Origin of the sequence: Hymenobacter yonginensis (assembly GCF_027625995.1) — a bacterium.
GTDB classification, from domain to species: Bacteria; Bacteroidota; Bacteroidia; order Cytophagales; family Hymenobacteraceae; genus Hymenobacter; species Hymenobacter yonginensis.
The window spans coordinates 1375752-1397900 of record NZ_CP115396.1 but is presented as its reverse complement, the minus strand read 5'-3'; the positions used below and the strand labels follow the sequence as shown (position 1 = coordinate 1397900).

At 63.7% G+C, this 22149-nt stretch carries 18 protein-coding genes; 8 read left to right on the top strand and 10 right to left on the bottom strand.

The window, feature by feature from the left end:
• Positions 1-126 precede the first annotated feature (126 nt).
• The gene (locus O9Z63_RS06020) at positions 127-1011 is read left to right on the top strand and encodes an NAD(P)-dependent oxidoreductase (protein WP_270128412.1); all 885 of its coding nucleotides are present in this window, start codon (positions 127-129) and stop codon (positions 1009-1011) included.
• A gap of 122 nt (positions 1012-1133) precedes the next feature.
• On the opposite strand, the gene O9Z63_RS06015 is transcribed toward O9Z63_RS06020, so the two are convergent.
• The gene (locus O9Z63_RS06015; RefSeq protein WP_270128411.1) at positions 1134-1775 is read right to left on the bottom strand and encodes a fasciclin domain-containing protein; all 642 of its coding nucleotides are present in this window, start codon (positions 1773-1775) and stop codon (positions 1134-1136) included.
• Positions 1776-1960: 185 nt separating this feature from the next.
• Between O9Z63_RS06015 and O9Z63_RS06010 the strand changes: the two genes are divergently transcribed.
• Positions 1961-2422 (top strand): peptidylprolyl isomerase, encoded by a 462-nt coding sequence (locus O9Z63_RS06010; RefSeq protein ID WP_270128410.1) that lies wholly within the window; start codon positions 1961-1963, stop codon positions 2420-2422.
• A gap of 155 nt (positions 2423-2577) precedes the next feature.
• Here O9Z63_RS06010 and O9Z63_RS06005 read toward each other — a convergent pair whose 3' ends face one another.
• Both O9Z63_RS06005 and O9Z63_RS06000 read right to left on the bottom strand, forming a co-directional pair.
• Positions 2578-4134, bottom strand: coding sequence for a sigma 54-interacting transcriptional regulator (locus O9Z63_RS06005; RefSeq protein WP_270128409.1), 1557 nt, complete (start codon positions 4132-4134; stop codon positions 2578-2580).
• 143 nt (positions 4135-4277) lie between these two features.
• Positions 4278-5384: a vWA domain-containing protein gene (locus tag O9Z63_RS06000; RefSeq protein ID WP_044002390.1), complete on the bottom strand. Its 1107-nt coding sequence runs from the start codon at positions 5382-5384 to the stop codon at positions 4278-4280.
• A gap of 166 nt (positions 5385-5550) precedes the next feature.
• Between O9Z63_RS06000 and O9Z63_RS05995 the strand changes: the two genes are divergently transcribed.
• On the top strand, positions 5551-5832 hold the full coding sequence (locus O9Z63_RS05995) for a DUF427 domain-containing protein (RefSeq protein ID WP_270128408.1): 282 nt from the start codon (positions 5551-5553) through the stop codon (positions 5830-5832).
• A 390-nt stretch (positions 5833-6222) separates the two neighbouring features.
• On the top strand, positions 6223-6858 hold the full coding sequence (locus O9Z63_RS05990) for a hypothetical protein (RefSeq protein WP_270128407.1): 636 nt from the start codon (positions 6223-6225) through the stop codon (positions 6856-6858).
• A gap of 197 nt (positions 6859-7055) precedes the next feature.
• Here O9Z63_RS05990 and O9Z63_RS05985 read toward each other — a convergent pair whose 3' ends face one another.
• Both O9Z63_RS05985 and O9Z63_RS05980 read right to left on the bottom strand, forming a co-directional pair.
• On the bottom strand, positions 7056-8033 hold the full coding sequence (locus O9Z63_RS05985) for an acyl-ACP desaturase (protein WP_270128406.1): 978 nt from the start codon (positions 8031-8033) through the stop codon (positions 7056-7058).
• Between the two features lie 54 nt (positions 8034-8087).
• Positions 8088-9839 (bottom strand): hypothetical protein, encoded by a 1752-nt coding sequence (locus O9Z63_RS05980; RefSeq protein ID WP_270128405.1) that lies wholly within the window; start codon positions 9837-9839, stop codon positions 8088-8090.
• Between the two features lie 426 nt (positions 9840-10265).
• Here O9Z63_RS05980 and O9Z63_RS05975 point away from each other — a divergent pair, with 426 nt between their 5' ends.
• Positions 10266-11936: an ArnT family glycosyltransferase gene (locus tag O9Z63_RS05975; RefSeq protein WP_270128404.1), complete on the top strand. Its 1671-nt coding sequence runs from the start codon at positions 10266-10268 to the stop codon at positions 11934-11936.
• Positions 11937-12124: 188 nt separating this feature from the next.
• Here the strand turns inward: O9Z63_RS05975 and O9Z63_RS05970 are convergent, their stop codons facing one another.
• On the bottom strand, positions 12125-13033 hold the full coding sequence (locus O9Z63_RS05970; RefSeq protein WP_270128403.1) for a glycosyltransferase family 2 protein: 909 nt from the start codon (positions 13031-13033) through the stop codon (positions 12125-12127).
• 229 nt (positions 13034-13262) lie between these two features.
• The gene (locus O9Z63_RS05965; RefSeq protein ID WP_270128402.1) at positions 13263-14579 is read right to left on the bottom strand and encodes an MATE family efflux transporter; all 1317 of its coding nucleotides are present in this window, start codon (positions 14577-14579) and stop codon (positions 13263-13265) included.
• Between the two features lie 73 nt (positions 14580-14652).
• Between O9Z63_RS05965 and corA the strand changes: the two genes are divergently transcribed.
• Positions 14653-15858 (top strand): magnesium/cobalt transporter CorA, encoded by a 1206-nt coding sequence (gene corA, locus O9Z63_RS05960; protein ID WP_270128401.1) that lies wholly within the window; start codon positions 14653-14655, stop codon positions 15856-15858.
• A 120-nt stretch (positions 15859-15978) separates the two neighbouring features.
• On the opposite strand, the gene O9Z63_RS05955 is transcribed toward corA, so the two are convergent.
• Entirely contained in the window at positions 15979-17091 is a 1113-nt protein-coding gene (locus tag O9Z63_RS05955; RefSeq protein WP_270128400.1) for an AAA family ATPase, read from the bottom strand.
• Positions 17092-17210: 119 nt separating this feature from the next.
• Complete coding sequence (locus tag O9Z63_RS05950) at positions 17211-19955, bottom strand: hypothetical protein (protein ID WP_270128399.1); 2745 nt, start codon at positions 19953-19955, stop codon at positions 17211-17213.
• A gap of 256 nt (positions 19956-20211) precedes the next feature.
• On the opposite strand from O9Z63_RS05950, the gene O9Z63_RS05945 reads away from it, so the two are divergent.
• Positions 20212-20742, top strand: coding sequence for a hypothetical protein (locus O9Z63_RS05945; protein ID WP_270128398.1), 531 nt, complete (start codon positions 20212-20214; stop codon positions 20740-20742).
• A gap of 64 nt (positions 20743-20806) precedes the next feature.
• Positions 20807-21334, top strand: coding sequence for a hypothetical protein (locus O9Z63_RS05940; protein WP_270128397.1), 528 nt, complete (start codon positions 20807-20809; stop codon positions 21332-21334).
• Between the two features lie 126 nt (positions 21335-21460).
• Here O9Z63_RS05940 and O9Z63_RS05935 read toward each other — a convergent pair whose 3' ends face one another.
• A complete protein-coding gene (locus O9Z63_RS05935) occupies positions 21461-22027 on the bottom strand; it encodes an FKBP-type peptidyl-prolyl cis-trans isomerase (protein WP_270128396.1) in 567 nt (188 codons plus the stop codon).
• Positions 22028-22149 lie beyond the last annotated feature (122 nt).

Here is a 22149-nt window from a genome sequence, read left to right as displayed (position 1 = left end):
TATTGCAAAGTCAGCACGCGAGATTCTGCGCGCTGCTCGGAATGACGTTCATCCGTTATAACCCCTGCTACTTTTCACCTGTTACCTGTCACCTCATAACTTCATCACCTCATCACTACACCACTCTTGACACAGCATAACATAGCCTTCCTCGGCCTGGGAAATATGGGCGAGGCCATGGCAAAAAACCTCCTGAAAGCCGGGCACCGCCTCACCGTGTATAACCGCACGGCCAGCAAAGCCGCCGACCTCGAAAAGCTGGGCGCCACCGTGGCCGCCACCCCCGCCGCCGCCGTTGCCGACGCGGCCTTCGTGTTTTCCATGGTCACGGATGACGCCGCCCTGCTGGAGCTGTGCCTGGGGCCCGATGGGCTTGTTGCCGCCCTGCCCGCCGGGGCCGTGCACGCCTCCTGCAGCACCGTGGCCCCCGACACCAATCGCCGCTTAGCCGAAGCTCACGCCCAGCACGGCAGCACCCTGGTAGCCACGCCCGTCTTTGGCAAGCCCGACGTGGCGACCGCGGCCAAACTCTGGCTGGCCGCCTCCGGCGAAGCCGACGCCCGCCAACGACTCGCGCCGCTGCTTGAGGCCCTCGGCCAGGGTGTCCACGATTTCGGCGACGACCCCGGCGCGGCCAGCACCGTGAAGCTCTGCGGCAACTTCATGCTGGGGGCCGCCATCGAGGCCATGGCCGAAGCCTTCACGCTGGCCCAGAAAAGCGGCCTCGCCCGGCAGCAGGTGTACGAGTTCTTCACCTCTACCCTCTTCAACACGCCCATCTACAAAGGCTACGGCAAGCTGGTGGCCGAGCGCCACTACCAGCCCGTAGGCGCGGCCCCGGCCATCATCCGCAAGGACATGCGCCTGGTACTGGATGAGTCGCGCACGCACCTGGTGCCTATGCCCTTCGCCAATATCCTTCACGACCACCTTTCCACCACCGTAGCCAAAGGCGAGCAGGGCGACTGGGCCGGATTTGCCGAGCGCATCACCGACGGCGCCGGGCTGTAAGCCAAGCCCGGTGGCAAGCCCTACGGACGAAGTAACACCCACAAAAAAAGACCCGGCCGAGATGGCCGGGTCTTTTTTTGTGTTCATCTGACGCACTTATTCAGCGTGTCAGATGAACAATGTTACTCCGCCGTGGGCAGCAGCACGCCGTCGATAACGTGCGTCACGCCGTTGCTGGAGATGACGTCGGCCGTAGCCACGTTTACCGGAGCGTCTTTGCCGTTGCTGATCATCACCTTGCCGTCTTTCACCGATACCGTCAACTGCTGACCATTAACGGTGGTCAGTTTCTGGCCATCTTTCAGATCCTGGGCCAGCAGGCGGCCGGCAATTACGTGGTAGGTGAGCACACCTTTCAGCTTGTCTTTGCTTTCGGGCTTCAGCAGACCGTCGAGCGCACCTTTGGGCAGCTTATCGAAGGCGGCGTTGGTGGGGGCAAACACCGTGAACGGACCGGGGCCGCTGAGCGTGCCATCGAGGCCAGCGGCCTGCACGGCCTTCACCAGCGTAGTTACGCTGCTGGCCTGCACGGCATTCTGCACGATGTTCTTATCGGGCGTCATGGCCACGCCGTCTACCATCACGCCTTCAGGCTTCGCCATGCGGGCCGAGTCGGTCATCATCGCCGTGGAGTCGACGGTGGTAGCCATGTCGGTCGCGGTGGTGGTTTCGGTGGTTTTGTTGTCGCCGCAGCTTGCCAAAGCAAACGAGAGCAGACCAGCCGACAGAACACTCAGGGAAGCGGTGCGCAGATTCTTTTTCATAAAAACGGAAAGTGGATTGGTGGAAAGGCGGCTCCGGTCGGAGGACGCCGTGGTAGTGTGCTTACGAAACTGTTGCGGCACCCGGATGTTTATGCCGCAGCTGAATTGGTTACCTTTGCGCCCGGTCCCGCACCCGCGGACCCGGGCACTGCGTATAGGTGCCGTTAATCCTAATTTCCTTCCTTATGAAGACTGCCGAAATCCACACCAACAAGGGCGTGATGAAAGTGGAGTTCTACGAAAAAGATGCTCCCAAAACCGTGAAGAACTTCACCGACCTGGCCCAGCAGGGCTTCTACGACGGCCTGAAGTTTCACCGCGTCATCCCCAACTTCGTGATTCAGGGCGGCTGCCCCAACTCGCGCGATGGTGCCAAAGGCATGGCCGGCACCGGCGGCCCCGGCTACAAAATCGACTGCGAGCTGACCGGCGACCACCAATACCACGAGCGCGGCGCCCTGAGCATGGCCCACGCCGGCCGCAACACCGGTGGCAGCCAGTTCTTCATCGTACACGACCGCCAGAACACTGCCCACCTCGACCGCAACCACACCGTGTTCGGCAAAGTGGTAGAAGGCCTCGACGTGATTGACCAGATTCAGGCCAACGACGAGATTCAGAAAATCGTGGTAAGCGAGCAGGCCTAGCTTTTTCGCTTTCTAAACATCAAAACGCCCCGCGCACCTTCCGGTACGCGGGGCGTTTTTTGTAGCGTGAACTCTGTATTTCGCGTCTCCGCGCCGGTAGAGTCGTTGGAATGGCGCGAGGGCGCGAACTGCAAAGTTCGCGCTACTGGTTTTGGCTACCGACGGCGGCCGCGCTGAGGTTTCTCGTCTTCGTCGTCCTCGTCGTCGTCCTCGCCGAAGCTGGGCATGGTGAACATGCTGCTGAGCAGGTCTTTGAACTGGGCACCGGCCGTGAGGCGGTTGCGCGAAATCAGGCTGTACTCGCTCAGGCCGTGGAGCAGGAATTCCATCAGGAAGTAGGTGTGCTCGGGCGTCTCGTTGGGGTGCAGCTCTGTTACGATGTCGCGCAGGCCGGGCACCTGGTCGAGGACGGCGCGGTAGTCTTTCGTGCTGGCGTCGTGGAGCAGGTCCACGGTGTGGCCCTGGCCGAACCACTCCTGCACGGTTTTGTAGGGCGAGGGGCGGCCTTTGAGCTTCTTGGCCTTATCGGGGTCGGGAAAGTAGTTCAGGAACAGCGTGCGGATGGCCTTGCCCATGAGCTTCTCGGCCACGATGCCGGCTCCCTCCTGCTCGCCTTCGTACACCAGTTCCACCTTGCCCGTCACGGCCGGCACTGCCGAAATGAAGTCGGCAATACGCACGTAGGTGGTAGTCTCGCCGTTCACCAGCGCGCGACGCTCGGCGCCGGCCACCACCTGCTCGAAAGCCGAGATGGTGAGGCGGGCCGACACGCCCGACTTGGCGTCCACGAACTCGGAGCCGCGGGCCTCTACGGCCACCTGCTCCACCAAGTCGTGAATCACTTCGTTGGTGGTCACCATGCCCTTCTGCACGTCCTGGATGCGGGCTTCCTGCTTGGTGATGCGCTTGCCGATTTCGATGGATTTCGGGTAGTGCGTGATGATCTGGGCGTCGATGCGGTCCTTGAGGGGCGTCACGATGGAGCCGCGGTTGGTGTAGTCCTCGGGGTTGGCCGTGAACACGAACTGCAGGTCCAGCGGCAGCCGCACCTTGAAGCCCCTGATCTGGATGTCGCCTTCCTGCAGAATGTTGAACAGCGACACCTGAATGCGGGCCTGCAAGTCGGGCAGCTCGTTAATCACGAAAATACCCCGGTGCGCCCGCGGAATCAGGCCGAAGTGAATCACCCGCTCATCGGAATACGGCAGCCGCAGCGTGGCCGCTTTGATGGGGTCGGCGTCGCCGATGAGGTCGGCTACCGATACGTCGGGGGTGGCCAGCTTCTCGGTGTAGCGGTCCTGGCGGCCCATCCACGTCACGGGCGTGTTGTCGCCGTGCTCGGCAATCAGGTTTTTGGCAAACACCGACAGCGGCTGCAGCGGGTCGTCGTTGAGCTCGGAACCTTCCACTACCGGCACGTACTCATCAAGCAGGCCGATGAGCAGGCGCGCAATGCGGGTTTTGGCCTGGCCGCGCAAGCCCAGCAGGTTGATGTGGTGGCCGGCCAGAATGGCGCGCTGCAGCTCGGGAATCACGGTTTCCTCGTAGCCGAAGATGCCGGGAAACACGTCCTCTTTGCTCTGGAGTTTCTTGATCAGGTTGTCGCGCAGCTCCTGTTTCACGGAGCGCGGCTGGTAGCCCGCCTGCTTCAGAGCACCGAGGGTGGTGATTTGCTGGAGCTGGTCGGCGGAGAGAGAATCGTAAGAAGGCATGAATGGAGAATAGAATGAGCGAATGGAAAGAGGTAGACAGTAGCGCGAACTTTGTAGTTCGCGCCCCCCGCGCCGTTGTAATAGTTTGAACGGCGCGGGGACGCGAACTACAAAGTTCGCGCTACTGCGAGGCCGGTAAACGCTTACACGTTTTTGCGGCGGTTGCGCTTGTAGTCCTCGAAAATCATGTGGCCGAGGCCTTTGAGCGACGAGTAGTACGCCTTGCCCTGGTTCACCTCCGTGAATTCCTCCACGAAGCGGCGCAGGTACGGGTCGTCGGCAATCATGAAGGTGGTGATGGGCACTTTCAGGCGGCGGGCCGAGGCGGCCAGGTTCAGGGTTTTGTTGACCACTTTGCGGTCGAGCCCGAACGAGTTTTTGTAGTAGCCGCCGGCTTCCTTCAGGCAGGTGGGCTTGCCGTCGGTAATCATGAAGATCTGCTTGTTGGGCGTCTTGCGCTTGCGCAGCAGGTCTAGGGCCAGTTCCAGGCCGGCCACGGTGTTGGTGTGGTAGGGGCCCACCTGCAGGTAGGGCAGTTCCTTCACCTCAATCTGCCAGGCGTCGTTGCCGAACACAATCACGTCGAGGAAGTCCTTAGGATACTTCTGCTTCACCAGCTCGGCCAGGGCCATGGCCACCTTCTTGGCCGGCGTGATGCGGTCCTCGCCGTACAGAATCATGCTGTGCGAGATGTCAATCATGAGCACGGTGCTGGTCTGGCTTTTGTGCTCGTTCTCGCGCACTTCCAGGTCGCCCTCGGTCAGCATGAAATTGTCGCCGTCCATGCCGTGGTTGAGCTGGGCGTTGCGGATGCTCTCGGTCATGGAAATCTGGTCGAGCGAGTCGCCGAAGCGGAATTCCCGCATGTCGGTGCTCTGCTCGTCGCCCTGGCCGGTGTGGGGCGTGCGGTGGTTGCCCTGCCCCGACTTCTTGAGCTTGCCGAAAATTTCCTCCAGCGCCGACTTGCGAATCGTCTGCTCGCTTTTGGCCGTGATGTTGAACGAGCCCGGCTCCTGCTCGTTTTCGTCGATGTAGCCCTTCTTCTTGAGGTCCTCGATGAAGTCGCCCATACCGTAGCCGTCGTCGGTGAGGCCGTACTGCTTATCCAGCTCATTCAGCCAGGAAAGCGCCTCACCCACGTCGCCGCTGGTAATAGTGACCAGCTGCATAAATATCTTGAAAAGGGAGTCGAAGCCTTTCTCAGTCGACTCCTCGGGCACGAAATCCCGAAAACGAAAGCCTGCGGACATATAAATTGGGGGAGTGAGCTTTTAGAACAACGTAAGCCGGTTTTTAGTTGTCGGGAGAGTAGGTAGTAGTTGCCAGTTGTTGGTTGTCAGTTGTTAGTACGAAACCAAGCAGCCAACAACTACAACCTGAGACAACCGACAACTAACAACTAAAGCCCGACTACCCATGAAAGCCATCTGGAACAACACCATCATTGCCGAAAGCGACGAAACCGTAGTCGTTGAGAATAACCACTATTTCCCGGCCGATTCTATCAAGCGGGAGTTTTTCGAAGACAGCATTGCGCATACCTCCTGCCCCTGGAAAGGGCAGGCCAGCTACTACTCCCTGCGCGTAAACGGCGAGCTGAACAAGGACGCCGCCTGGTACTACCCCGCACCCAAGGATGCGGCCCAGCAGATTAAGGGCCGGGTGGCCTTCTGGAAGGGCGTGCAGGTGCAAAGCTAGCCCCACGCCTTCCCTAATCCAGTTTCCGAAAAGCCGGAAGCCCACGAAAGCCACGCACGCTTTCCACCGGCTTCCGGCTCTTTTGCGTGGAAACAGGCGAGCGGGCTAGGCCGGAACGTGGCCGCCGGTAAGCACCTCATAGCCAGCATCCAAGCCGAACTGCCAGCTGCGGCAGTTGTGGCCTGTTGCTGCATTAATTTAATGCATTTGTCCGTTTTTAATTTGTATTTGACCGAGAATACAGTACCTTGCGTATACACTGCGCATTCTTTGCGTGCCCAGTTGATAGTGATTGGCTTGCTTTGATTGCTCTTTCACCAACCTTTCGGGGCTGGTAGCCCGCACGATTTCGGGCTGACTTCTGGTACCACTCTTCCTTACTTTTTTTTTATGAAAGCTCCCATTTTCGCCCTGCTCGGCACTGCCCTGGTTACCGCCACCGCCTGTGATTCGTCGCGTACGGCAGTGGAAGACACCTCTTCCAGCACCCCAACCGTAGAGAATACGGCTTCTACTGAACCCGTAAGCTTCACGCGCGAAATCACGCAGGGTGACTCGCGCTTCGAGGTGCGCACCACGGGCGAAAGCGCCCAGCGCCAGCTCACCATCCGCGCCTACCGTGGCTCGGCCCTCTCGGCCGACCCCGTACGCGTGGACATCAACGGTGCCGTGCGCGACGCTGTTTCGGCTGACCTGAATGGCAACGGCAAGCCCGAACTGTACATCTTCACCGACAACGCTTCGGCCAACGGTGGCTTCTACGGCTACGAGTTCGGCGAGCGGGGCTACACGCCTGTTGCTTCACCCGGCATGATTTCGGGCACGGCCGCTACCGGCTACAGCGGAAAGGACACCTACATGCTCAGCAACGGCATGCTCAGCCGCTCGTTCCCGGTAACCACCGCCACGGCCTCTACCACTGACGGCACCACGCCGGCCGCTACCACCCCAACCAGCCGCACCATCACCTACAAGCTGGGTGCCGACGGCAAATGGACCATGGGCCAGGTAATGGACGGCCAATAAGAATCATGGATTTCTCCGGATTAAACGAATGGGTCGGATTTTGTAGCCGACTCATCACGTAGCCGAAAAGCAAAAAAGGAGGCTTGCCAAACGGCAAGTCTCCTTTTTTATGTACTCAGTTGATTGACAAGAAGCCGGATCAGTGTCGACTACAAAATCCGACTCATCCGTCTAATCCGGGAAAATCCGTGATGAGGTTAGTCGATCCACTTGAAGCGGTACTCCAGTTTGGGCACCGACATACGGTCGGCGACGCGGCGCAGGCGGTTGGGCAGCGCCATGACGTAGTCGCGGGCTTTCTCGGCGGGGCCGGTAAGGCCGGTTACGTCGGCCACCTTCCAGTCGGCGATGAGCGTTTCGAGGATGTCGGTGTAGTCCTGGCTGGTGTACACGCCGAGGCGCTGAGCGGCGTCGGTGAAGTGGCCGAAGGTCTTGCCCATCTCGATGCCCATTTCACGCATGTAGTGCGCCGGCATCACGATTTTCTTGCGCATCATGTCCTCGAAGGCCAGCATCATTTCCGAAGGATCAACTTCGAAAATCTTCTCCACGAACGTCTTGTAGACGCGGGCGTGGCGGTTTTCGTCGCCGGCAATCATGCCGCAGATCTTGGAGAGACCGTCGTCGCCGACTTTGCGGGCCAGCTGGCCCACGCGGCGGTGCGAGAGGTTGGTGGCCGTTTCCTGGTAGCTGGTGTACACGAAGGCGCGGTACGGGTCGTGGGCAGTGCCCAGGTCGAAGCCGTCGGCAATCAGGTACTGCGTGCTGACCTCGAACTCACGCATGTTCACGCGGCCGCTCAGGTAGAGGTAGCGGTTGAGCAGATCGCCGTGGCGGTTTTCCTCGGCCGTCCAGCCGCGGATCCACTGGCCCCACCCACTATTGTGGTCGCGGCCCAGGTCGTCGAGCTGGTGAAACCAGGCTTCGTAGTTGGGCAGCGCTTCTTCGGTGATGGTATCGCCGATGAGCACGGCCAGCAGGTCGTAGCTCAGGCCCTGGGCCCGCTCGCGAAGCAGCTTTACTTCGTCGTAGAAAGTATCAAGGCGCGGATCGGGCAGGTAGTCGGCGGGTTGCCAGCTGTCTTCCACGCTCTTGAGGAAGGTGCCCATGTTTTCGCGCAAAAACGGTTCGAGGTGCTGCAAAACCTCTCCGCGGGAGGTGGTGGTTGCAATCATGGCAGTGGGACTAAAATAGGGAAAGTAGGAGAGCGGCTCAAAGGTATACAACCACTACCCCGTATTGTGCCGAATAAGTCCAGAAGCCCGGCTATAAAATTTTGGCCTTTTCGTTTGTTGCACTGTTTCCACGCGCATTTCATACGCCCGGGCAGCGCCGGTTTCGGCGTTGCGGGCCTGAATTCTCGCCCCCTGCGCAGGCAGGGCACGGGGCAGAATTGGTACTAATCGAACACGCGGCCCGGCCGGCCGGGCCAGCTGCCGGTTGAGGATGGCGGCCGCTTCGGGCGTGAGAATCCAGGCTACGCCGGGCCGTGCAGCGAGGCGGCGCATGCTCTCGGGAAAATAGCGCGTGCCGGTGAGCTGCCGCCGCCACGCTGCCTGCGAGGGATGCAGCGTCAGCCAGCCCGCCACGGGCATATAGCGGGGCTCAGGCCGGGAGGTGCCAAAGTAGTGGCCCGACAGCAGCGGCCCCACGGCAAAAGGTGACTCCGATTTGCCGGTGGCCTCGAAAGCGTCGGACACGATTAGCTGGGGGGCGGCGCTGCCGCGCTGCCGCGTGAGCCAGCCCAGCTGTTGCCGGGCCAGCTGGTTGTGTTGCCGCTCCTGACCTAGCACAGCCGCGCGGTGTGCGGTTTTGTAGGCGTAGGGCCCGGCCACCAGCGCCAGCGCCCCCAGCAGCACCCAGGGCGCCCGCCTTCCGGCCAGCGGCAACACCGCCGCCAGGTTGCCCAGCAGCCAGACATCGAGCAGCGGCAACGCGAGGCGGGGCGGCAGCTTGAGCACCGCGGCCAGCGCCAGCACCAACCCAGCAAACAGCGCCTGCACCAGCCAAAAACCACGGGGCCGCCCCGCTGCGGCAGTCAGCAGACAGCCGCTGGCCGCCAGCAGCAGTAGCAGCGGGAAGTAGTCGCGCAGGAGCTGCGGCAGCGCCAGCCGGAGCTTGGCTGGCGCTAGGGTGCGCAGGAAATAGGCCGGCGTGGGCAGGGGCGCGGCACGGTCGAAAAGGCCCTCGTTCACAAGCGTGGAATCGGCCAGCAGCCAGTGCCGGGCGGCGGCCAGCCCGAGGCTGTCGGCGGACGAGAGGCCGGTGGCTGGCTGGTAGAGCTGGAAATCCAGCATGTTGGACTTGCGCACATCGAGGCGGCGGAAAGTGGCCGCGGTGGGGCTCCAGGTCAGGTTCAGGAAAAGCGCCCCGAATACAGCCACGGCCGCCGCCCCGCCCAGCACCGGCAGGGCCCGGCGGCCGCCCAGCCACCACGCTCCCGGCGCGGCCGCCAGCAGCCCCAGTACGGCTACGCTGGGCCGAATCAGCCAGCCCAGCCCGAAGGCTAGCAGCCCCAGGACCAACGCGAAACGGCTGGCGGGGCGCTGGGCGGTCGTGAGCACGCCCACACCTGCCAGCAGCAGCGGCACCCGCACGTAGCTGAACCAAAAGCCGTGCTCCAGCCAAGCCACCAGGAAAAATAACGCCAGCAGCCCCGCAATCCAGGGGCCCGGCAGCCGGCCCAGCAGCAGCCGGTCGAGGAAGGTGAAGGCACCGACGGTGGCGCCATAGAGCAGCCCATAAAGCAGCAGCGCGTACCAGGGCACGGCGGGCATCACCTGGTAGAGCCAGCTCAGCCCCGCGCCCAGGCCGTGGAAATACAGGTGCAGGTCGGTGACAGGAGCCGCCGCGCTGGTGCCGCGCAGCAGCTGCATGATGGCTACGTCGTCGTTGGTTTCACAATACGCCCCAAGCCCCCACCCCACGGCCAGCAGCAGCAGCGCCGGCAGCAGCACCCGTCGGAATAGTTTAGCTGGCATTTTTCTGGGTGGTGGGGTAATGGGGTGATGGGGTGATGGGGTGATGGGGTGATGGGGTGATAAGGGAAGAACGCCATTCCGAGCGGAGCGAGGAATCTTGCGTGCTGACACTGTTCTATAGCTGTGCTGTAAATGTACGCTGCAAAAAGACTGTCGAACGACTGCGGGCGGGCGGCGGCCCTCGCCCCTCCACTCCTCACCCAGACGCTACAAACATGCCCCTGAATAACTGCAAGCCTGCCCATGCAGCGCAGCATCAGCACGCGAGATTCCTCGCTCCGCTCGGAATGACGTTCTCTCATTACCCCTGATTCCTTGTCACCTGTCACGTGCCCCCTATTACCTAATCACCTCATCACCCCATAACTTCATCACCAAAAACCACCTCATCACTTAATCACCATCTTTGCCGGTGTGAATCACCGCATGCTTTTCCGCTTTCCTACGCTGGCCCTGGTGCTGGTGCTGGTCGTGACCGTGGCCTTTTTCGGGCTGGCCCACGAGGGCCTCTACGACCTCGACGACTACCTCTACGCCCGCTACGCGCAGGCCCTGGCCAGCGGCACCTACCGCCCCCTCCCCGACCCACAGCACCTGCTCCACGATCCGCTGCAGGAGCGCCTGCTGATTTTCGGGCCGGTGGCGGCGCTCTACCGGGTGCTAGGCGTGAACATCATCAGCACCACGCTCTGGCCGCTGCTGTGCACGCTGGGCTGCGCCGGCATCATCTGGCAGCTGTACCGGCGGCGCGAGCCGCTGGTGGCGGCCGGCGCTGTGCTGCTGCTGGGGTTGCACTACTTCACCCTTAACCTGAGCACCTACCTCTACCCCGACAACGTGCTGATGTTCTGGTGCCTGGCCGGGGCGGCGGCGCTGCTGGCGGGGCGGCGCGCAGTGCAGCTTCGGCCAGTGGCCTGGGGTGCGGGCTTCGCCGTATTGAGCTTCGCGGCGCTGCTCAGCAAGGAAACCATCGTGTTTTACCTGCCCTTCTACCTGGGCCTGCTGGCGCTGGATACTTGGCGAAAACAGCATGGCCGGTTCTGGCGCGCGGCGCTGCTGACCGGCGCCGGCCTGCTGGCGGCTTACCTGATCTACTACCAGGTACTGACCGGCGACGTGCTCTACCGCTACCACATCATCGAGCAAACCAATGCCTACATGCGCGACGGCAACTACGTGCAGGGCCACGCCGATGCCTTGCTGGGCCGCGTAACCTGGCAGCCGCTCGACTTTTTTGTGGCCCTGGGCATGGGCGTGATGCTGGTACTGGCCGCAGCGGCCGGCTTCGGCCGTCGCCGCCCACAAGGCCCGGCAGATGCGGCCACGTCTGACGATGAGGCCGGGTTTTGGGTGGCGCTGGCGGTCAGCACGCTGGCGTTCTACTGGTGGGGCAGCACCTCCCTGCACGAGTACAACCCGATTTCGTTGCAGGCCCGCATGGTGACGCCGCTGCTGCCGCCGCTGGCGCTGGCGGCCGGGTTTGGACTGCGCAACCTATGGCAAACCGGGCGCGGAAGCTGGCTGATCGGGCTGGTGATGCTGGGCTTTGCGGGCTGGCTGCACAACGGCGTAGCGGTGCTGTATGGTGGGTTGGGCCTGTTGCTGCTGGCTGTAGCCGGCCTGCGTTACGTACGTAGGCTACCTGGCTGGCTCACGCCAGGCACCTCAGGTTTTGGGGCGCTGCTGCTGGGCACGCTGGCGCTGCTGCTCCTGATTCGGCCGGTGTACTATACGCGCAAGCCCAGCGTATCGGCTCACTTTGCGCAGGCGCGGCTGCTGAAAACGCACCTACCCGCCAGCCGCCGCGGGGTGGTGTTCACCGATGATATGCTGCTGCGCCACGCCGATTTCTACTACGGCTTCCGCCCCACCCCCAGCCTGCACTACGAACGGTTCGCGCGGCGCGACTCCGTGGCCCGCCGCCCCGGCGACAAATCATGGCTGCTGCTCAACCGCGCCACCCTGCAAAACGACGAGCTAACCCGCAAGCTCATCCAATACTCCGCCGACTCCATGCTAACCTGGTTCCCCCACCGCCAGTTGGTAGCCCAGGACGGGCCGGTGGAGTTGTATGAGGTGGTTTTGGATGACAGGTGATGAGGTGATGAGGTGACAGGTGACAGGTGACAGGTGACAGGTGACAGGTGACAGGTGACAGGTAAAGAAAGAACGTCATTCCGAGTGGAGCGAGGAATCTCGCGTGCTGACGTTGCAATAGTAATCCAACGTCAGCACGCGAGATTCCTCGCTCCGCTCGGAATGACGTTCTTAACGTTGACACCTCATCACCTCATCACCTTCAGATACGCTCCAATTCCGTGCTCAATCAGCCCGGCGCCGCCCAGCTCGCGCAGCAGGGCGTACAGGTCGCGGGCCTCGGGGAGGTTGCCCCAGCGGGCGGCCTGACGCAGCTCCCAGCGCACCCGCTCGGCAAGGGCCTGGCGCTCGGGCGCGGTGCGGCACAGGGCGGCGGCTTTGTGGCAGATGCGGATGGTGGAGGCCACCAGCGGGTCGCCGGGGCGGTAGCCCTGCGCCGACATGGAACGGGGGTGCAGACGCTTTTCGGTCAGGATTTCATCCTGGTAGCTGAACTGCCAGTTGCGGGAGGCCCGCACCCAGAAATCGAAGTCCTCGTAGGCCAGCGTTTCGTCGTAGCCGTTGAGCTGCTCCAGCGTGGCGCGCCGCATCATCATGGACGGCGCGCTGATAAAAAACCGGCGCAGCACATCCTCAAACACCCAGCCCGAAGCGGGAGCTGGCTGTAGCGCACCCGTAGGGCCGGGCGCGTGAAACAGCCGTTGAAACTCCCCGCCTTCGGTGTGCAGCGCCACGTTGCCGTAGAGCATGCCATAGCTGGCATCCAGCTCCTGAAACCGCGCCACTTGCCGCGCCACCCGCTCGGGCAGCAGAATATCGTCGGTGGCGAAGTCGATGAGAAACTCTCCCTGGCTTTGGAAGAACGCCCGGTTGAAAGCCGCACAGTTGCCGATGTTTTCGGGCAGAAAAACTGTTTTCCACTCCGGATGCGCGGCGGCGTACTCACGCAGCACCGCCACGCTGTTGTCGGTGCTGCCATCATCCACCAGAAACACCTCCAGCCGCGGATACGTCTGGGCCAGAATGGAATCCAGCGCGGGCCGCAGGAAGCGGCCGTGGTTGTAGCAAAGCGCCACGATGGTAACCAGAGGCGTCATTTCTTCTGAGGTGATGAGGTGATGAGGTGATGAGGTGATGAGGTGACAGGTGACAGGTGACAGGTAACAAAGTAAGCACGTCATTCCGAGCGGAGCGAGGAATCTCGCCCGTGTAGTGAATGATTCTACCGTGCTGGCGAAATTTCTTGCTCCGCTCGGAATGACGTGCTGTTTGTTTCGTCTTACCTAACCCCTCATCACCCCATCACCCCATCACCCCATCACCCCATCACTTCATCACTTCCCCGACCCAAAACCGCCGAAAATACCAGCCGCACCAGAGCAGCAGCAGGCCGTGGCGCAGCGCGGAGGCCCATACGGCTCCCACCAAACCCAGCCGCGGCAGCAGCAGCGCCAGGGCCGCGGCGTACAGCACCGCCGAGGCTGTCTGCAGCGCTACGTAGCGCCCTACGCGGGCCTGGGCCGTGAGCACCATCACCAGCGGCCACGCCACAAACCGCAGCCAGTCGCCGAGCAGCTGGGGACCCAGCAGGCTGGCGGCTGCCCCGAAACGGGCCTCGAACAGCACCGGCAGCAGCCAGTGGCGCAGCGCGTAGAGCAAACCCAGGCCGGCGGCCAGCAGCGGCACCAGCATCTGCAGCACCGTGCGCACCCAGGCCCGCTGCGCGGCTGGCTGAGACGCCAGCGCCGCCAGCCGCGGATAGTACACGCTGCTCATCACGGCGGTCATCACCATGGTGTAGTTGTCGGAGAGCTTGGCTACGGCCTGCCAGAGGTCGGTTTCGGCGAGGGTGAACTGCCGGATCAGCAGCTCCCGCACCGCAAAGTCCACGGCTTTGCCGAACAGCAGCAGCCCCACGGCCATCAGCAGGAAACGGCCCAGTCCCCGCAGCGCGGCTTTGCTCAGGCGGCCCGGCCACAGCGCCGGCAGCAGCCCGGCCCGGTGCGTGAGCCAAAGGGCCGGCAGCAGCGTGGCACCCTGGGCCAGCAGATACGTCAGCAGCGCCGTGGTTGCCGCGCCGCCGCCGGCCAGCACCATCGCCACCGCCGCCGGCCCCAGCAAACTCAGCGCCACCGTCAGGCTAATATAGGCGCGCAGCTGCCCGGCAGCCAGCAGTACGGCGCCCAGCAGCGCGTAGGCCGTGAGCAGCGCAATACCCAGCCCAAACAGAGCCACCCAGCCCACCGAGGGCTGAAACACTCCTACCAGCGGCCCCGGAAACAGCAGCAGCGCCAGCAGCCCCAGGGCCAGCGCAGCCCCGTTCAGCAACAGTGCCGCCCCCAGCCACGCCCGGTAGCGGCCGGCGCGGGCCGGCAGCGGCGCCAGGTATTTCACCAGGCCCACGTGCGTGCCGTCGTTGGGCAGCGTCGTGAACAGGGCCATCAGGTTCTGGAAGTGCGCCAGCAGCGTGAGGCCGCCGGGGCCGCCGTACACGGCCAGCAGCTTGTTGAGCAGCAGCGCCCCCGCCGCACGCGCCACCACGGCCACGCCCGATCCCACCGAGCCGCGCACAAACTGCCGGGCAGCGGGCGGCGCGGCGGGCGCGGGTAGCGGCGTGGCGGCGGATGGGCGGGCAACTGACATGGAGGCCAAAAGTACGCCGGCCAACTTTCTCCCCACCTTCCGCCGTACATTGGCCTCAATCCGCCTCCCTCCTATGGAACCCGCTTCTCCCACAGCCGCCGCCCCGCTGCTGCCGCCCCCCGATGCCTCCACCGAGCCCACGCCCGAGCGCCGGCATTCCGTGGCCGACCGCGCTGACACCCGCCTGGCCCGCGAGGCCCACGTGGGCCAGCGCCCGGGCACGCTCACCATCCGCGAAGGCTCGCTCACGCCCCGGCTGTTTCTGATTTCCTACGACGAAAATTCCTGCCAGGAGCACGAATACGACAACTACCAGGAGCTGCTGACCTACTTCCACGGCCACCCCGAGCTGCGCCATTGGATTGACGTGCGCGGTTACAACGACCTGGAGCTGATGCAGCAGATTATGGCCGACTTCGAGCTGCACCCGTTGCAAATGGAAGACGTGCTGGGCGACTACCAGCGGGCCAAAGTGGACGTGTTCGGCGACAACCGCCTGTTTCTGGTGTCGCGCATGACGGAGTTCACGCAGCTGCTGGAAATCGACGACGACCAGCTCTCCATCTTCACCGGCCCCAACTACGTGCTCACGTTTCAGGACGACTACGTGGACTGCCTCGATACCGTGCGGCAGCGCATCCGGTCGGGCTTCAGCCAGATCAAGCGCAAGCCGCCGCTGTACCTGGCCTACGCCCTCACCGACGTGGTGCTCGACCAGTACTACCCCACCATGGCCGCCATCGGCGACTATATTGAGAAGCTGGAAGACCGGATTCTGCAGGACCGCCCCGACCGGCGCGTACTGGGCCGCATCCTGCGCATGAAAAAGGACATCATCCGGTTCCGGCGCTTCGTGTATCCGGAGCGCGAAAAAGTAGCCGAAATCCTGCGTATGCCCGACGAGATAGTGCCCGAGGAAATGAAGGTCTACTTCCGCGACTGCTACGACCACGCCATCCAGGCCCTGGACCTGGCCGAGAGCTACCGCGAATCGGTGACGAGCCTGGTGGAGTTGTTCATGAGCAACCAGAGCAACCGCATGAACGAGGTGATGAAGGTGCTGACCATCATCAGCTCCATCTTCATCCCGCTGAGCTTCGTGGTGGGCCTCTACGGCATGAACTTCCAACGCGAAAACCCCGACGGCAGCATTAATCACCTCAACATGCCCGAACTCTACGAGCCCTGGGGCTACCCGGTGCTGCTGGTGGTGCTGGCGGCCATTGTGATATTCCAGCTGGTGTACTTCTACCGCAAAGGCTGGCTCACGAATAGGTGAGTTTGGGGAGTAGTGGGCTGGTGGAGTGCCGGTAGCACGAACCGCGAAGTTCGCGCTACTACGTACCAGTGCTGCTCAGGCTGACGAATCCACCAATCCGCCACTCCACCAACTCACCACCTACCCCCACTTGCGCGGGTCGGTGGTGAGGGCGGAGGCCAGCACGTTCTGCGGCTCGCCGAGAACGGCGTACACCTGCTGCAGGCGCTCTTCCACCGAGCCCGTGAGCAGCGTGTAGGGGATTTGCAGCATGTCAAGCTGCATGGCCACCATGCCGTGGTGGAAGTCGCGCAGGGCTTCCGGGTCGCGCCAGCCGTCGTCCTCGTACGGAATGTCGGGGGCGCAGAGGAAGGTGTGGAAGTAACGCTGCCGGCACTCGGCGGCCAGGGCCTGCAGCTCGGGCGCGCAGCGGGCGTAGTAGAAGTAGGAAAACTGCGCCGTGGTGGCCGCGTTGGTGTCCACGAACAGGAAGTGGCGAGCGTGCGGCACGGCCTCGTCTTCCAGCTCGCGGTGGCGGTGCGCAATGTAGAGCAGATCATCGAAGTCGGTGGCGCCGTTTTTTTCCTCGTGCAGCGTGCGGCCGTACTCGTGCACCCACACGGTGCCGTAGGCCGCGGCCAGCGCCTTGCTGAGCGTGGATTTGCCGGTGCTTTCGGCCCCCATCAGCACAATCTTGCGGATGAACTGGGGCGAGTGGAAGTGCGCCTGCACCACCGGATGCAGGAAGGCATTGTGCCCGTACAGGTCTTCGCGGATCTGGGTGCCGGAAATGGGCACCGTTGTGCGAGCCGGGTCTACCCCCACGTACTCAGCGCCGATATGAGCCGCGAAGCCGGGGCCGTAGTCTTCGGAAGCAAACACCACATCGGGCCGCAGGGGCTGCTGCCGCAGCCAGCGCCGCACAAACTCGCGGTGCGAGTGGTCGTCGGCTTCGTTGGGCGGCACGGGCAACTGGCCTACCGGCAGGGCCACCACGTGCAGCACCGTGCTACCGATGCGCGGCGGCGTGCCCGGCTCGGACCCGGCCGGCGTGTAGATCTGCCGGATCCAGCTGGCGCGGGTTTCAGCGTCCATCGTGGCCGGATCGGGGTTGGAGTACACCAGCACATAGAGGTCCTGCACGCGGGCCGCCGCCTGCTCCAGCAGCCACTGGTGCCCGGCATGAAACGGCAGAAATTTGCCCACCACCAGCCCGATAGGCCAGGAAGCAACGGAAGTAGAAGTTGGGTTCAAGCGCAGTGAAGTTGAGGCCGGCCTGAAAAAGCGGCTGGCTGAACAGGCAATATATTCAGTTTCGCATGGAAGCCGGCCTTGCGGCGTTTGCATAGCACGCTCCAGCCTCTTCCAGACGGCTATTTCAGTTCCAGACCCGTGCGGCGCAGCTCCGGGCCGGCGGTGCGGTAGAGGTGGTAGGTGTTGGTGCCGGCTTCGTATTCGAGCCCGATTTCCGGGGCGCTGCTCTCGAAGGGCTGCCCGCCCAGCAACCGGCCCTGGCTGTCGTAGAGGTAGGCTTTGCCGGGACCGGGCTCCATGATGGCATACACGCGGCGGCCGTTGCCGAAGTCAAAGAACTGCACTGGCTTGGTCCCGGAGGTGAGGAAGCGCTGGCCCAGCAGGCGCCGCCCGCCGGCTTCAAACAGATCCAGCTGGCCGCCGGCTTCGCGCACCACCACGAAAGTGCGGCGCTGCTGATCAGGAATGAGCCGGAACACCGAGCTGCGGCTCCAGGTGGCCACCCGGCGGCGGCTCACAATGTCGCCGGCCAGCGTGAAAGTCACCTGCTCACCGTGCTGATTGACCACGGTAAGGCGGGTACGGCTGAGCGTAGGACCGGCCGTTTCCACAAGCGCCTCACTCTGCAGCCGCGCCCCCATGCTGATGGGGAAGCCCGGGTAGGTGGCGCCCTGCTGATCGAAGGCATAGACGTAGCCGTTTTCGAGCAGTACCACCAATACGTCGCGCCCGCCTACGGTCAGGTACAGCGGCTGGGCGGCTAGGTTGAAGTCCAGGCGCTTGGGCTGCCAGTTGGGGTAGGCGTTGCCGTTGGTGTCGTACAGAAACAGGTTGCCGCCGCCGCCGGCCACCAGCAGCCGCGGGGCCGCCCCCGCTCCTTCCGGTGACACACTTAGGCCCGTAGCCCGCACTGAATCAGGCAGGTTGAGCGGAAACTGCGGCGCCGTGCGCCCCTGTTGGTCCAAGAAGTGCAGCTGGCCGGCCGTGGCCAGCAGATAGCCGGCGCGGCCCGCCACCGTGCGGCGGTGCAGCCGCCCCACCAGCGGCCCCGGCAGCGAGTCAGACCAGGCCACCACGTTTTCGGGCGTCACGTAGTGCAGCACCTGCGCGGCGTCCTGCACCAGCACGCCGGGCCGGGTGGCACCGGCCACCGGCACCAGCAGCGGGGATCCGGCCAGCGGCGTTTTGAAGGCCAGCACGCTGCCCGTGCCGGTGCTACCCTGCGGCCGCGCCACGGCCGGACCCACCAGCGGATGGCGCAGCAGCAGCTGGCTGAAATACTGGGCTCCTTCTTCCTGCTCGTTGGCGGCGGGCACCAACTGCAGCGCCACCTGCGGAAACCGCTTAAACAACGACTCGTTGCGCAGCAGCCCGGCCCGGCGCTCTTCCACCAGCCCGCGCAGCAGCAGGTTCCAGGCGTTGCGGGTGTCCAGCACCACGCTCAGGCGGGCCAGCGGCTGAGTTTCCTGCAGGAAGGCCACCTGCGTGGGCGAGCGGGACCATACGTTTTCGGCGGCCACGTCCTGCAGCCAGGCCCGCAGCGCGGCGGCATCATCCCCGAAGACCAGGTAGCTGCCCACTACGGCCACCACCGGCGCCCGGAAACCGGCAAACAGCGGCCCCACCAGCCTAGCCGGCAGCTCCGGCACACCGGTCTGGTGAATCTGATAGGGCCCCACCCGCTCAAACGACGGGCTGGCGCCCACCACCCGGCGCAGCTGGCCCAGCAGCAGCGCCTGCTGCGCGGGCCGGGCGCACCACATCAACGCCAGGCGGCCGGGCTTCACGCGGGCCGTGGGTGGGGCCAGATAGGCCAGCGCCACTTCCTGGCTCAGGCCCGCCGTGAGGCTGTCGAGCAGCGGCAGCACGGCCGGGTTGAGGGTATCGGGGCGGGGGGCAGTTGGGCGTGGGCCGCGTAGGACGCTGGCCGGGCCCAGGCCCAGGTGCACCAGCAGGGCCGTGCGCAGGCTCAGCACTTCGGCCATGCGCAGGCGCTGGGCAGGCTGGCCGCGCAGGCGCTCGTGCAGGCTGCCGGCCGTGGTTTCGGGGTTGACAAAGCCACTGAGCACTACTTTATTGCCGGCAAGCTTCATTTCCAGTTGGCCGTTGCGGGCCAGGCTGGTTACGGAACCAATACCCGGCACCACATCGGCCCGGAAAAACACGCCCAGCAGCTGCGGTAGGCGCCGGTAGTTCACCAGCAGCGTGGCGTCCACGTCGCGCAGCCGGAAGAAGTCGGTGCCCTGGAAGTCGGCCGCTACGGTGGGCTGCTCCGGGCCGGCCAGGCGGCGCACCACGGCTTCTACCAGCAGCGGGTTGGGGCTAAATACCAGGTGGTTGCGGTGGTTGATGAACGTGAGGCCGCGCCCGGTGCCGGGCTCACCGATTTCGGTGAGCAGCGTGCCTTCGTAGTCGCGGGTACGCACCCGAAACTGCGGGTCGCGGGCCAGGGCATCCACCAGCCCGCGCACCTGCCGGTACTCGCGCACGCTGCCAATAGGCACCTGCAGCAGCACATCGAAGCGCCCGGGCCCGGTGACGTGCACCGACGTGAGCACGTTTTTGCGGCCCAGAAAGCGCAGCACCACGTTGCGGCTGCCGGTGAGGCTGTCGATGAGGGCCACGGTATTTTCAAGGCTCTGGAAATACCGCACGGTGGTGAGGTTGTCCCAGACCTGCGTCTCCTTGAGGTGGCGCACCAGCGTTGGCTGGTCGCGGGTGGCCGTTACCAGCACGGCGTCGTCGGGCACCAGCGCCCAGGGGTCGAGAGGAACGGCGGCTACCGTGCGCCGGTAGTACACGTACGACGCCAGCGCCGCCAGCAGCAACAAACCGGTAAGGAATACAAGTAGCTTTTTCGACATTGGAACACCGGGAGCGGGCGGCAAAAATAGGTATTCAACCGTAGCCAACCGATTTATTGCCCGTCATACGGCTCCGGCGTACGCGAAGCCGAACCGCCGGAGTCCGAGCCAGTCCGCCGTAGTCAACAACAGCCGGGCCGGAGCGTAGCTGATCCGTAAATCTGCCTATCTTCAACCCATGACTTTCCGTGGCAGATTTTCCGGGGTTGGGGCCGCAGGGCTCCTGTTCAGAGCCGGGTTGCTGGCCGGGCCGCTGGTGCTGCTTTCGAGCTGCTTCCAGCTGCGCGAACCGGAGCCGGCCGGCGCGGCCAGCGACTGGCTGCCGCCCACCCAGATTGATATTCTGCTGGCCAACTTCACCACAGCCGTGCAGACCCTGAACGTAGTGAACTACGAGCGCACGTTTGCGGGGCCACAGTACCGCTTCGTGCCCGACCCCACGGCGGCCGGCACCGCCACCTCGCTGTTTACCAACTGGAGCGTGAACGAGGAGCGCGACTACCTCAACGGCCTGCGCCGCCGCTCCGCCGGTACCGCCCAGAACCAGCTCACGTTCAGCGGCCGCCGCGACCAGTTTTTCACCGCCGACTCGGCCGAGGTTTCGGCCCTCTACCAGCTGAAAATCGTGCAGTCGGACACGGCGTTTCGCTCCACAATGCTGGAAGGCAACATCCGGTTGCTGGTGCGGCGTCGTAATAATGAATGGAAGATAACCAGCTGGCGCGACCAGCGCACGTCCAGCGCCCTAAGCTGGACTGACCTGAAAAAGTATTTTATCCGCAACTGAAGAGTAGCTGAGCAGTTGAGTATCTGAGTACTTTAATTTACCTGCCGCTGCCGCATATCCGCCTATGCCCCAACTTACTCAGCTATTCCGTTACTCAGTTACGCTCTGCGCCGTGGGGGCCGCGGGCTGCAACCCGTTTGCTCCCGGCCTCGACGACCAGCCTACCGACCCCAACCAGCTGCTGGGCAACCCCGTGACGGTGCGCGGCTTTTTCGAGCGGTTCCGCAGCGCCTACCAGCTACGCGACTCCACGCTCTACGGCCAGCTGCTCGACCGGCGCTTCACGTTCACGTACCGCGACTTCGCGGCCAACGTGGACCGCACCTGGAACCGCGACGTGGAAATTGCCACCACCTACCGCCTGTTCCGGGCCTCGCGCACCGCCAACCTGCAGTGGACCCAGTACCTACCCACCACCGATACGCTGTTTTCGGACACGCTGGTGTACGTGGAGCGGGCCTTCCAGCTCAGCATCGAGCAGCGCGACAACCAGCAGTTCAGCGGGGCCGGCTCGGCGCGGCTGGTGCTAGTACGCCGCCAGAAAGGCGACCCATGGCGCATGCGCAGCTGGTACGACCGAAGCGAGTTTTAGGGCTCTTACAACGACTCGCAGGAGGTTTTTGCCCGTTCACACGGCGCATACATCCGGCCTCCCAAAACCAAACGGGGCGGCCGCCGGAAGTTCCGGTGGCCGCCCCGTCTGGCGAGCGTCAACTGCTTATTGGATGTTGGTCAGCTCCACGTCGAAGCGCAGGGGCGAGTCGGGCGGGATGGCGCCGTTGGCGCCGGCCGGGCCATAGGCCAGCTCCGAGGGAATCAGCAGAATGGCCTTTTCGCCTTTGCGCATCTGCGCAATGCCCACCTCCCAGCCCGGAATCACCTGGCCGGTGCCGAAGGCATACACGAATGGCACTGGCTGGCCATCAGCCCCGACGCGCGACTTGTCGAACACCTGGTTGTTGCTGATCAGGATGCCCTTATACACCACCGACGCCTGCTGGCCGACGGTGGGCAGGTTGCCGGTGCCGGGCTTTTTGGTGATGATGTAGACGCCCGAAGGCTGGCGGCGGGCCGTGGTGAAGCTGCTGTCGGCAATGTACTTGGTGATGGCCAGCGAATCGGCGGCGCGCACCTGCTTCTGGCGCAGCAGCGCCTGGGCATTCAGTGCGTCGATGTCGATGCCGGAGTTGTTGCAGGCCGTGAGCAGCGCAGCCGACGACAGCAGCAGGCTGCCAGCTACCAGGAATCGGGCGGAAGAAACGGTGCGAAGAAAGGATGGGAGCATAGGGAGAAAAGAAAAAAGTCTGAGCAGAAACAAGAGCCAGGCCGGGGCCCATAGGTTGCAGGCCACCGGGCGCCCACCAAAAGTACGCACATTACCCGGCCGGACACCGCCTGCTGCTGAGT